This window comes from Salinimonas lutimaris, from assembly GCF_005222225.1.
GTDB lineage: Bacteria > Pseudomonadota > Gammaproteobacteria > Enterobacterales > Alteromonadaceae > Alteromonas > Alteromonas lutimaris.
This window is the reverse complement of sequence record NZ_CP036536.1, coordinates 706,630-719,230: the sequence shown is the minus strand read 5'-3', so window position 1 is coordinate 719,230 and position 12,601 is coordinate 706,630. Positions and strand designations below refer to the sequence as shown.

Here is a 12,601-nt window from a genome sequence, read left to right as displayed (position 1 = left end):
AAGTTTTATATTTGTCGGTGAACTTTTTAAAGTTTTCTTTTAGGGGCTATTTAAATCAGTGACTTAGAGAAACACAACTCTGGTCAAACCTGTATCAGCAATGATGACGTAACCATTTGGTTATAACTACTTTTTCCCCTTTTATGACAGGATGGGCCTGATGTAATGTGGCTGGATTGATGTTGCCCTGCTTATCCAGATTGTTCCAGATAACCGCCATACCGGTTTTAGGTACAAACGTGGTGTTCAGTGCAGCAAACTCGGTTTGCCCACCACTTTCTACCTCATTGAGGTATACCATGCTGGTCCAGGTACGCTGCCCCAGCGTGCTGGCAAACTGACGGTACTCTGCACTGCCCGGTTCAAAATAATCCGTGTGGGCTTTAAATTCCTGGCCGGGAGCATAGTGCTGTGCCTGAATTGCCTCCCCGGTACCAAAGCCAGGCCCGAACAGAGATAAAATGCGCTTATCTGCAAGCTCACCGAGCTCCCCCGCCACCTGATTTAAATCGCAGGTCGATGATGTACGAAAAGACTGGGTCTGACCGGGTTGGACGGTGGAGATTTCCGAGGGTCGTAAATGATGACTAATCAGCGTGCACAGCTGCGCGCATTCCTGTTCACTGAACAGGTTATCCACGGTATATAGCTGCGCAGAAGGACGGCTGTGATCACTTACCTGACAGGCGCTGTCATGCACAAAAGCCGGCTGGCTCAGACGCTGAAAATAATCGGCATCGTAAACATAGTGAAAGTCTGCCGGCAGGTTGGCGCCCAGTAGCGGAGCCACAGCACAGTGGGAGAAGCCCTCGTCCACCACCCGCTGATGAATATCAGTGGCCGGCACGCCGCGCAGCAGGTTGTCCAGCACCCATTTTTTCCAGTTTGCCGGTAACCCTGCCATCAAAAATGGTCTCCCTCGATTAACCGGCGCTGGCGCAATAAGACATCTTCGCGTACCGGAAAATAGCCATCACGCTGCACCTGTTGCTGCCCCTGACGGGATAACACATAGCGTAAAAACTCACGCTCCAGGGTAGGCAAAGGCTCATCCGGCTTTTTATTGATGACCAGGTACAGAAAACGGGAGAACGGGTAGGCTTCTTCGCGAACGGTCTTCATCGTCAGCGGTATCAGTGTGTCGGCCGACTGCCCGATGGGTAATGCCCGTACACCGGCGGTTTTATAACCATAAGCGGCATATCCCATACTATGGCGGCTGGTGGCAATAGACAGCACTACCGAGGCTGAGCCGGGCTGCTCGTTTACGGTAGCTCTGAAATCCCCGTCACACAGCGCCATGACTTTGAACAGGCCATAAGTCCCTGATACCGAGTTACGACCAAATAACCGAATGGGTGCATTACCTAAAGCCTCGCCAGCGCCCAGCTGATACCAGCGGGTAATCGGCTCTTCGCCACCGCAAAAACGGGTTTGCGAAAAAATATCATCGACTTGTTCCAGCGTCAGGCCAGGTAACGGGTTACGCCGCTCAACAAAGATCGCAATAGCATCCATCGCCACCCGCATCACGGTAGGCGGATAACCGTGCTTACGCACAAACTCACGGATTTCACTGGGTTTCAGTTCCCGGCTCATCGGCCCGATGGTGGCGGTGCCCTCGGTCAGCGCCGGTGGCGCAGTGGAAGATCCCGATGCCTGGATCTGAAATTTTACCTGCGGATACATCGCTTTGAATTCCTGCGACCAGAATGTCATCAGGTTAGCCATGGTGTCGGAGCCCACGGATGTGATCTTGCCCGACACGCCGGCCTGACGGCTATACTCGGGGATCTCAGCAGCCGCCCGGGCGCTACCCAAAAGTAAAACCAGCCATACCACCGCTACAAAAACACGCATCAGGACTCTGCTATTAGTTCATGATTTAAAATAAATGAAAAAGTACTGCCCTCACCCACCGTACTGGTGATATCCAGCTGTGAGTTGTGATGGCTGAGCACATGCTTGACAATGGACAGTCCCAACCCCGAGCCACCGGTTTTGCGGGAGCGCGCCTTATCAACCCGATAAAACCGCTCGGTCAGACGGGCCAGGTGATTTTGCGAGATACCCTCGCCATTATCCACCACCGCAAAGCGCACGCCTTCTTCGGTTGTCTGCCAGTACACATTAATCTCACCGCCCGGTGGCGTATAGTGTATGGCATTAAATACCAGGTTTGAACAGGCGCTGCGCAATTCGGTTTCCACCCCATAGACCCTAAGTGCCGGGTCGACATGAAAATGAATCTGATGATGTTTATCTTTATTCAGCGCTTTGGCCTCCAGCGACATCTGCCGGAACATGGCCGGCATGTCCACCACATGCTCGTAAATACGCTCCGCACTGGCTTCAATTCTGGACAGTACCAGTAAATCTTCAATCAGGTTTTGCATGCGCAGGGTTTGCGCCGACATTTCCTTGAAGGCTTTGCCCATAAACGGGTTATCTTCATTGCTCATGTCCATAATTTCAAGATACCCGCTAATCACCGTCAGCGGTGTGCGCAGTTCATGTGATACATTGGCCACAAAGTCTTTGCGCATTTCTTCAAGCTGAGACACCCGGGTAATATCCCTGGCAATCAGCAGCAGATGCTCGTCACCATAGGGCATAATCCGGTATTCGAAAGTTTTATTCGGGTTGGTCGGCGATGGCACTTCAATTGGATAGTCGAAATCACCGGTGTGAAAGTATTCAATAAATGCCGGATGCCGGATAAGATTATCCACCCGACGGCCGGCATCAGTGGGCCATTTAAGCCCCAGGTCAAGTCTGGCCAGCCGGTTACACCAGATAATACAGGCTTTGGCATCCACCACCACTGCCGCATCCGGCAGGGCTTCGGAGCCCTCGCGAAAGCGCTTTACCAGCTCGCCCAGTTCTTTGCGCTTGTTGCGGTTTCGCCGCTGCAGGTAATAAATCCCTTCGTAGATATGCTCCCACACACCGGTCACTGTCGGCGGCGACATTTTTCGGCTGTGCCACAGCCAGCGGTTCAGTTTATACAGTTGCCAGTAGTTTGACATCAAAAGCCCGATGGTACCGGCTATCACCGCCACCAGCAGATCGTCAAGGTACCAGCCTACTATCGCAAACACACCCAGATATAGCGCCAGCTTTACTAAACTTCTCAGCCATGAAAAGGGATAATACATAGCGCGTTAACACATCCTGCCTGTGGCATCAGAAAAAGAGATAAGCGGCAGCGATCCGGCCGCTGCCCTGACTAAAGCTTGGTGGAGAAGCGATACCCTGCTCCACGCACGGTTTGTATCATAGCATCATGACCATGGCGTGAAATGGCTTTTCTTAAACGACGAATATGCACATCAACCGTGCGGTCTTCTACATACACGTTGGTGCCCCAAACGTTATCCAGCAGCAGCTCACGACTGTATACACGTTCAGGGTGGGACATAAAGAAATGCAGCAGTTTAAATTCAGTTGGTCCCATATCCAGCGGATCGTCATTAGCGGTCACCCGGTGAGAAATCGGCTCCAGCTTAAGACCATTAAATTCAATGGGCTCTTCGTTAGAGGTGGGCGTCACCCGGCGCATCACAGCTTTAATACGGGCCACCAGCTCTTTAGGAGAAAACGGCTTGGTGATGTAATCATCGGCGCCGGCATCCAGCCCGCGAATTTTATCTTCTTCTTCTCCCCGGGCAGTTAACATAATGACCGGGATATCGCGGGTAAATTCGTGTTGCTTCAGACTTTTGGCCAGCTGTACCCCGCTGCCGCCAGGCAACATCCAGTCCAGCAAAATCAAATCCGGATAGGGTTCACATATTTTATCCTGGGCAACATCAAAGTCTTCTGCCTCAATAGTGGTGTAACCGGATTGCTCCAGCACAAACTTCAGCATTTCACGAATTGGCGCTTCGTCCTCGACCAACAAGACCGTGCGAGACATAGATTGTTTCCTGCTCATATTAAAAAACGCCGTTATTATTCAATCTGACTGTGACAGTTTTATTAAATGGATGACACTATTATGTCAAGTTCTTGACCACATCTTTTCAAACGAAGCTTAGCGTAAAGTCGCTTGTGGAAACAGGGATTTACGCCTATTCTGAGGAATATAGGATGGAGGTTATACAGGAAAGGTTTCCCCGTTTATGGCAAATGCTGCATCAGGTCTGTCCAGAAAATTACTGACGCGAGTGTTATCGGTCTATTTTGTACTGACGCTGATTGTGACTTTCGGCCAGGTCTTTACTGAATATCTGAGCGCCAAAGCCCATATCAAAACTGAGCTTCAGATCCTGCGTAATACATTTTCAGGCAGCCTGACCCGGGCGCTGTGGGAGTTAAACAACCCGCAAACGAGCTCTATTGCTGAAGGGTTACTGCAACTGCCGATTATTGAAGGGGTGCAGATTCGCGACGAAAACTCGGCCCTGCTGGCTGAGCTGGGCAAAACCACCCCGCTGCCGGCCGCCTCTGTTCTGCATTCTGTACTCACCGACCACGATGATGGTCTGTTCAGTTATAGCTTTCCGCTGATCTATGAATTTTCCGGGCGGGTTTCCCATGTAGGTGACGTGACGCTCTACTCCAGCTTTAATATTGTTATCGACCGCATCGAAGTTGGCATATACTTTTTAATTGGTAATGCCGTTGTCAAAACGACGTTTCTGGTATTTTTATTTCTGACAGCCTTTCGGCAGATGCTCTCAGAGCCTATGGCCGCTCTGACCGAGCAGATGAGCCGGTTCGATCCGGCTCATCCTGAAGAGTCCCGGATCACCCATCTGACCCCGGACGATAATGAAATTCGCCAGCTCCAGCTCAGTTACAATCAGGTTCTGGAAGATTTTATTTCGTCACAAAAGAAGCTTGCTGATGCCAGAAAAGAGCTGGAATACGCTTATCGCCAGCTGGATGAACAAAATCTGCAGCTGGAACAGGAAGTCGCCAGAAAAACAGCCAATTTGTCGCAGATTATGCTGGATCTTGAGCAGCAAAAAGACGAATTGCTGAAAAGTCAGCGAAAGTTGCATACCGAAATAGAGCAGCGCCGTCAGGCCGAAGATGAGCTGCGCCAGCGAAATAAAGAGCTTGCTGCATCGGTATCGATGGTGAACCAAACCCGCGACCAACTGGTTGAGTCGGAGCGTATGGCATCGTTGGGCGGCCTGGTGCCGGGTATTACCCATGATGTTAATACACCGGTGGGGATCAGCATTACAGCGACCTCTTCTTTACAGGAGGAATTTTTGCGCCTGCGTCGGGATCTGGCGGACGGCAAAGTGACCCAACGCCAGATGAATGAGTTTATTGAACACGGTGAACAGGCCACCGGATTACTGATGACAAATCTGGGCCGGGCCGCTGAACTGGTCGCCAGTTTTAAACAAATCTCCATCGATCAGGCCAATGAGGCAATACGAACCTTTAATTTACATGACTATCTGCATGAGATTATGCAGGCTCTGGCCCCGGCATTTAAACAAAAGCAACACTCCTACTCCATCAACTGTCCGGGCGAGCTGACCATATGTTGCGCGCCTGGTGCCATTGCTCAGCTGGTTACCAACATGGTGACCAACTCCCTGACGCACGGCTTTGAACACACTCACGCAGGTAAGATTAGCATTGATGTCACCCGTCAGGATGACCAGCTGACGCTGGTTTACAAAGATAACGGCAAAGGATTGGAAGCCTGTGAACTGACGCGCCTGTTTGAGGCCTTTTTTACCACCCGACAAACCAGCGGGGGCAGCGGGCTGGGCACGCATATTATGTATAACCTGGTTACCCAGACCCTGGGCGGTACTATTTCTGCCAGCAGTCAGCCGGGCGCCGGATTAACCTATACCATCGGTTTACCGCTCATCCAACAACCTACCGGCCAATTCCAGTCCTAAAGTTCGTTGCGCCTGAGGCCTGCCGTTGGTACGCTTTCGACCCTTATTGAAAACAGTAGATGCTTATTCATGTGGTTTAAAAATATAAAAGCGTACCAGCTCACCCAGCCGTTATCGCTGGATGATGATACGCTGCAAAATGCGCTAAAAGAATTTGCTTTTCGCCCCTGTGGTAGCCAGGACCTGGCCACCAGCGGCTTTGTCTCGCCTTTTTCTCAGATCGGTCAGGACACCATGATGTTCCACAAGGTGCAGGAACGTTACTGGATTACGATTAAAAAGCAGGAAAAAATTCTGCCCTCCACGGTGGTCAATGCCGAGCTGGCTGAAAAGGTCGCTAAAATCGAAGCCGAAACCGGCTCTCCGGTGGGTAAAAAAGCCCAGTCTGATTTGAAACAGGAAATTGTAACGCAACTGCTGCCCCGGGCATTTACCAAAAACTCTTACACCCACGGCTATATCTCTTTGCCAGATAACATGGTGGTCATTGATAGCTCGTCAGATGGTAAAGCTGAAGCTTTTCTGGCCATGGTACGTAAGGCTATTTCTTCCCTGCCGGTAGTGCCGCTGGCCCGACGTAGTCTGGCTCCGGAGCTGACGCAGTGGCTGACCGAAGGCGCCCCGGATCATATTGAACTATTAGAAGAAGCAGAGCTGAAATCTACCGATGAGCTGGAAAGTGTGATTCGCTGTAAAAATCAGCCGCTGGACAGTGAAGAAATCCAGCTACACCTGGATTCTGGCAAGCTGGTGCAAAAACTGGGCTTTGCCTGGCAGGAAAACCTGACCGCTGTGATTGCTGAGGATGGCTCGTTCAAGCGCATCAAGTTTACTGACCGGTTAAAAGAAGAAACCGATGACATCCCTAAAGATCAGGCGCAGGCCCGTCTTGATGCAGAATTTGCACTGATGTCTGCTGAGCTTTGCACATTCCTTGATTATATTCGCAAAACACTACAACTGACTGAAGAGTAAAACCCGCAGTCACAGAACAGTGATAACGCAAAAGGGCTACCGTCGGTAGCCCTTTTTTGATGTTGCAGGGTTATTTTCACAAACCCTAGAAGCGTTTTTGTACGCCCACTTCAAAGCGGCGCTGTGCACCAAACCAGCAGTTACTGCTATCAAAGCAGGCGCCGACATATTCTTTGTCGGTCAGGTTGCTGACACTCCCTGTCAGACGCATGTCGTATTCAGGTATATCGTATGCCAGTACAGCATCAATCAGCGTGTAAGACGGCACTACATCGCTGTTGTATTTATCAACCTGGGTCTCCCCCACATAGCGTGCCCCGGCGCCTAACATCAGGCCATCCAGCGCATCGTCAAAAAAGTAGTTTGCCCATACCGAGGCGGTTTCTTCTGCCACCCATACCGGCGTTTTACCAACCTGGGCTGTGTCCAGCGGGTTATCGGTCACTGCCATATCCAGAAAGGTGGCGTTAGCCTGCACCGACAATGCATCTGTCAGCTGGGTATCAAGCTCCAGCTCAACGCCTTTTGATTCCACTTCTCCGGTTTGCGTACGCTGGGCAAAGTCTGGTGTATTCACCACCACATTTTGTTTGGTCAGTACAAAATAAGCCGCCGTGAACGTGGTCGCGCCATCCTGACTCTGGTATTTAGTTCCCGCTTCAATCTGATCGGCAGTGGTAGGTTTAAACGCTTCACCGGTTTGTGCATCAATACCGGTGGTAGGTTCAAACGACTCCGAGTAATTCACATAAGCTCGCCAGCCAGAATCGAAGGTATACATAGCAGCCACACGCCCTGAAAATTCGTCCTGATCGATCTCGGCCAGGCTGCCATAAGGTGCACCTACATACACATTGGCGACCTCGTCAGTACTGTCGTACTGATCAAACCGGCCATTAAGCAGCAAGGTAAACGCGCCGGCGGTCATCTCATCCTGCACGTAAAAGCCCAGTTGTCTGATGTCGATTTGATGATCTTCCTGATAGAAGTCCAGTGGCAGTGTGCGGGTATCAAACAGATCATTATCAATATTACTTAAATCCAGCACCGGCGTACCGGTGCCTAATGTATCGCGGTAGGCAACAGTAGAATCAGACTCCTGATAATCCACCCCGAACAGCAGGTTGTGTGACACATTGCCCATCATCACTTTCCCGGCAAGCTGAGTATCCACGGTAATGCCGTCAATTTCTTCGTCGGTAAGATAAGCTGAGCGCAACAGTGTGGTGTTATCTTCTGCCAGCGCATTATGATAGGTATTTTGCTGCAGCGCCTGAGCATCCGTATAACGGAATTTTTGTAATACCGACCAGTTATCATCGAACTGATGATTCAGTTTATAGCCCAGCATCAGTACTTCGCGAGAAAAGCGGTTCCAGTTACCGTCACCGGTGTAATCGTCGGCACTGAGCTTACCGTAAGGGGCATCATACAATGAACCAATGCCTGACACCGGGGTGGAAGGAATAAGCTCAGGATCATCCTGATAATACCCGGATAATGTCAGCTCTGTTGCCGCTCCCAGCTCCACCGTCACCGAAGGCGCGAAAGTATAGCGTTCTGTTTCTGTGGTGTCCTGATACCCATCCCGGGTGCGTCCAAGCGCCACAACCCGGTAGCGGGCCGAATCCGTCAGCGCCCCGCTGCTATCCACAGCCAGCTCCATCAGGCTGTCAGAACCCACTGTCGCCCTGACCAGAGTTTCCTGCTCTTGCTTAGGATATTTAGCAACCTGATTAACCATGCCGCCCGGTGGCACCAGTCCATATAATGATGACGCCGGCCCTTTAAGTATTTCCAGTGATTCGGTAGCAAAGGCATCTACCTGCGGGTACAGGTTCCAGCTATTGTTGGTCAGCAGGGGCAGACCGTCATAAAAGGTTTGATAGGTGGTAAAACCACGGATGGTAAACTGGTCGAAAATGGTAATAGTGGGACGACTTTCGGTGGTTACACCAGAGGTGTAGCGCAACGCTTTAGTGACCGAGTCAGCCTGACGCAATTGCAGCAAGTTCTGATCAATGACACTGATACTGACTGGCGAATCAACCGGCCGCAGAGAAGATTTGGTGGCCGTACTGCGATACGACTGCATAGGATTCACTTCAATATGCTCCAGCTCATCGTCCTGAGTTTGCTGAGCCTGTACTGAGCCTGCTGTGACCGCTAGCGCTATCAGCGACGGGTAAAACCATCCATTACGGACTTTCGACATTTTTCCTGTTCCTCAAAAGATATCCAAAACCTTAAGTAGGCACAGACTATATCACGCCATAACGCTAATGATAACTATTCTTATTTTAATTATGGATAACAAATGATATCCATAAAGCAAACCTTGCCCTGAACATCTTTATACGCATGGGGTAAATCGGCGGTCAGCACAAACTGCTCGCCGGCATGTACACGATGCCAGTGCTCACCCTGCTGAATATCCAGTACACCGGATATCACATGAATATGCTCGGTGACACCCGCGGTGTGCGCGCCAGAGCGCTGCTCATGCTGTCGGGTCAGAGTAATCTCAAAGGCTTCCATCCGGGTTTGCGGGTTAAACGCAAACAGGGTTTTCACCTGCATGTCAGGATCCCGGGTAAACGTGCTGCCCGGCTCGCGGCTGAATACCTGCTGATGGGCATCCGGATGCGCAATAAAAGAAGAAAAAGAACACGACAGGCCAGTGGCAATCTTCCACAACGTGGCGATTGTCGGGCTGGACTCCCCTCGTTCTATCTGACCTAGCATGGCTTTAGAGACCCCGGTGGCGGTGGCGGTTTTATCCAGCGACCAGCCTTTGGCCGTACGCACGGTTTTCAGCTGCTGACCGATTTGCTGATTGACTGCGGAAATATCTGTCATAACCCCTCTTGTGCGTTATAGCGCACGGTGATACTGTCATAAGTGCTGTGCGCTATAACGCACATTTTCAGTGTAACGGTTTTACCGGTCTGTTTAACAGAGGAATTTATGCTTAAACATCTGTCTGTCAGTCATCTTGCCGCTGGCCTTACTGCGGTAGTTGTAGGTTACAGCAGCGCGGTCATTCTGGTGATTCAGGCCGCGCAGAGCGCCGGTGCAAGTCCGGCCATGGTAACCAGCTGGTTACTGGCACTGGGGCTGGGGATGGGGCTAAGCTGCATTATTTTTTCACTGGTATACCGCATTCCTGTGGTTACTGCCTGGTCTACCCCCGGGGCTGCTTTTCTGATTATGGCAGCCGGCGCATTTGAACTCAGTGAGGTTATCGGGGCATTTGTCACAGCCGGTCTGCTAAGTTTTGCCGCTGCCCAGAGCCGCTGGTTGTCTGCGCGCATTGCCGCGATACCTGACGGGATATCAGCAGCCCTGCTGGCAGGAATAGTGCTGCCCCTCTGTCTGAATATTTTTGCTGATATCGGCGACTATCCATTACTTTGTGCGTTGTTTATCGGGCTCTATATTGCAGGTGTCCGCTACTTCCCCCGCTATGTCATGCTGTCTCTGCTCGTTCTGGCGCTGCTGGCGGCCGCCCAGTCAGGCGCTTTTGCAAGCAGTACGTTTAGCCTGACTCTGGCGGCACCGGTCTGGGTGACACCAACCTTTAGCGTACAGGCCACCATCAGTCTGGCCCTGCCACTTTTTCTAATCACCATGTTATCGCAAAACCTGCCCGGTATGGCCATCTTAAAAGCACACAATTATCAGCCTAATCATCGGGTGGTACTAAGCGGACTTGCGCTCATTCAGATGCTGACCGCCCCGTTGGGTGGCTTTGCCTATAACTACGCCGCTATCACCGCTGCCATCTGTATGGGCGATAGTGCCGGTGAGGACCGTGACCAGCGCTATCTGGCAGCCCTGATAGCAGGCTGCGCGTATATCCTTGTGGGTCTGGCGGCTGCCACCGTAGTAACGTTATTTCAGGCGATGCCAACGGTCATTGTGCACCTGCTGGCCGGGCTGGCCTTGCTGGCGACCTTACAGGCTGCCCTGCTACGCACCGTGGAAGACGCCGGGCAGCGTCATCCGGCAATCATGACCCTGCTGTGCACCGCCTCAGGTATGACCCTGTTTCAGCTTGGCTCCCCGGTGTGGGGACTGCTACTCGGACTACTCCTTTATTGGTTGGAGCAATCAAAAAAAACACGACCTCAGAGATAGTGTCCGGTAGGCTGGCCTGCAAACAACGCGTCACCGGATTTCCGGTTGCAGCTAAAGTTGTTTTAACTGTGGCATGACTACTATCCAGGTTAATATTTTTCATTAGTCATCCAGGACATGGCAATCCGACATTTCTTCACTTTACTGGGTGGTGCAATACTGGCACCTGGGGTTTGCTCTCGGGCAAATTCATAAGCCATTTACGACTCTGATTTTAATCTTATTGATACCGGTCAGCATGCTGTCTACTTTACTGAGCATTTTGATTACAGCGCGGGGCTGGGGTTTTACGATGTAACCAACAACGTGGCGGTTGCCACCGGCAGCGAGCCGGGGATGGTTGCGCTACTGTGCGCGGGTTGGCTCGCGTCAGGTCGTCGATGTACACAGTAAAAAACACAGGCAGATGCCTGTGTTCTGCGGCCCCTTTAAACCAGCAAAAACAAACGGGGCCGATATGCCACTGATAATAAAATCAGGCAAATATCAGTTTGGCGTTATCCCGCATTTCAGCAAATTCATCGCTTTGCAGATCACTGATATTTTCCACAATACCGCGCTGTACCGCCAGATTCATAATCGCATCTTTCTGCGTTTCCATTTTTCCACTCAGCGCTGCACCTAAACGGACAAAATCGATATATCCTACTTTTTCAGGAATATACCCTAAATCCTGCCAATGCTCGCAAATAGCAGCGAAGTTATCGCCGAAACCCCATTCACGCATAATGCTCCCCCCGATCCGGCCAGCCACCTTATCAATGGCATCGTTCAAAAAGGTCGGATTGCCAAAGACTTCTTCATGTCGCTCAGCTTCAGTAAGGATAGGCAACACCCCGATATTATGAATGAGTGCCGCCAGTGTCATGGTATCCAGGCTCAGTTCCCGGTTTTTAGTGGCTTTGACATAAGCCTGCAGTGAGGCCATTGCATTGGCTACCACGTTGATAGTGCTGCCCCACTCGTCTCGTAAATACTGACTAACCAGATCATTTTTAGACACAAACAGTTGTTCCATGGCCAGCGCAGTCGCAATATTTTTAATCTGACGCAGTCCGATTCGGGTCACCGCCTGGTTGACCGAATTGACTTTGACTGAGCGTCCCAGATAAGCACTGTTGGCAATTTTGATAATACGTGCGGTGAGTGACGGGTCCTGCCCGATCACATCACCCATCGCGTTCAGATTGATATCCGGGTCATCGGCGGCTTTTCGGACTTTCAGGGCAATTGCCGGCAAGGTTGGCAACACCAGTGTATCGTTATTTATCTTTTCAACCAGTATCGTAAGCAGTGCATTTTGTGTAGACATAGACCTACCTTTCCTAAAAATAATGACGCCATGAATGCCTGTATGACAGGCATCGACGCAAAGAAAAAAGATTGTCCGTTCAATCCCTTGTCATATATTGATTGGCCAGCGAACAACATTCCATATTAAAAATATATCAGGAAAATCTGCATCTGCACCCTAACTTGATACTTTTTATTTACAACGCTTATGATGATTCATACGCTAGCGAAATAAAATCGTCTTCGATATGCTTACGCACCAACGGCTGGCCTGCTTGCCAGCTATCTGTTATTAATCCGGGCACGCAGCCCTACTA

The 12,601-nt window shown here is 50.8% G+C and carries 10 protein-coding genes; 3 read left to right on the top strand and 7 right to left on the bottom strand.

The window, feature by feature from the left end; translation table 11 throughout:
- Positions 1 to 94 precede the first annotated feature (94 nt).
- The 4 genes from EZV72_RS03120 to phoB form a co-directional block, all read right to left on the bottom strand.
- Complete coding sequence (locus EZV72_RS03120) at positions 95 to 904, bottom strand: prolyl hydroxylase family protein (RefSeq protein ID WP_137165864.1); 810 nt, start codon at positions 902 to 904, stop codon at positions 95 to 97.
- Entirely contained in the window at positions 904 to 1,860 is a 957-nt protein-coding gene (locus EZV72_RS03115; protein ID WP_137165863.1) for a PstS family phosphate ABC transporter substrate-binding protein, read from the bottom strand. The genes EZV72_RS03120 and EZV72_RS03115 overlap by 1 nt, the downstream gene beginning before the upstream one ends.
- A complete protein-coding gene (gene phoR / locus EZV72_RS03110; RefSeq protein WP_137165862.1) occupies positions 1,860 to 3,158 on the bottom strand; it encodes a phosphate regulon sensor histidine kinase PhoR in 1,299 nt (432 codons plus the stop codon). Before phoR ends, EZV72_RS03115 begins: the two co-directional genes overlap by 1 nt.
- Before the next feature lie 71 nt (positions 3,159 to 3,229).
- Positions 3,230 to 3,919, bottom strand: coding sequence for a phosphate regulon transcriptional regulator PhoB (gene phoB, locus EZV72_RS03105; protein WP_137165861.1), 690 nt, complete (start codon positions 3,917 to 3,919; stop codon positions 3,230 to 3,232).
- Positions 3,920 to 4,124: 205 nt separating this feature from the next.
- Between phoB and EZV72_RS03100 the strand changes: the two genes are divergently transcribed.
- Positions 4,125 to 5,876: a sensor histidine kinase gene (locus tag EZV72_RS03100; RefSeq protein WP_137165860.1), complete on the top strand. Its 1,752-nt coding sequence runs from the start codon at positions 4,125 to 4,127 to the stop codon at positions 5,874 to 5,876.
- A 69-nt stretch (positions 5,877 to 5,945) separates the two neighbouring features.
- Positions 5,946 to 6,851, top strand: coding sequence for a recombination-associated protein RdgC (gene rdgC, locus EZV72_RS03095; RefSeq protein WP_137165859.1), 906 nt, complete (start codon positions 5,946 to 5,948; stop codon positions 6,849 to 6,851).
- Positions 6,852 to 6,936: 85 nt separating this feature from the next.
- Here the strand turns inward: rdgC and EZV72_RS03090 are convergent, their stop codons facing one another.
- Positions 6,937 to 9,066, bottom strand: a complete 2,130-nt coding sequence (locus tag EZV72_RS03090) for a TonB-dependent siderophore receptor (RefSeq protein WP_137165858.1) — start codon at positions 9,064 to 9,066, stop codon at positions 6,937 to 6,939.
- Positions 9,067 to 9,155: 89 nt separating this feature from the next.
- Positions 9,156 to 9,710, bottom strand: a complete 555-nt coding sequence (locus EZV72_RS03085; RefSeq protein WP_137165857.1) for a helix-turn-helix domain-containing protein — start codon at positions 9,708 to 9,710, stop codon at positions 9,156 to 9,158.
- A gap of 42 nt (positions 9,711 to 9,752) precedes the next feature.
- Here EZV72_RS03085 and EZV72_RS03080 point away from each other — a divergent pair, with 42 nt between their 5' ends.
- Entirely contained in the window at positions 9,753 to 10,991 is a 1,239-nt protein-coding gene (locus EZV72_RS03080; protein ID WP_269747633.1) for a benzoate/H(+) symporter BenE family transporter, read from the top strand.
- Positions 10,992 to 11,466: 475 nt separating this feature from the next.
- Here EZV72_RS03080 and EZV72_RS03075 read toward each other — a convergent pair whose 3' ends face one another.
- Positions 11,467 to 12,303, bottom strand: a complete 837-nt coding sequence (locus tag EZV72_RS03075; RefSeq protein ID WP_137165855.1) for an HDOD domain-containing protein — start codon at positions 12,301 to 12,303, stop codon at positions 11,467 to 11,469.
- Positions 12,304 to 12,601 lie beyond the last annotated feature (298 nt).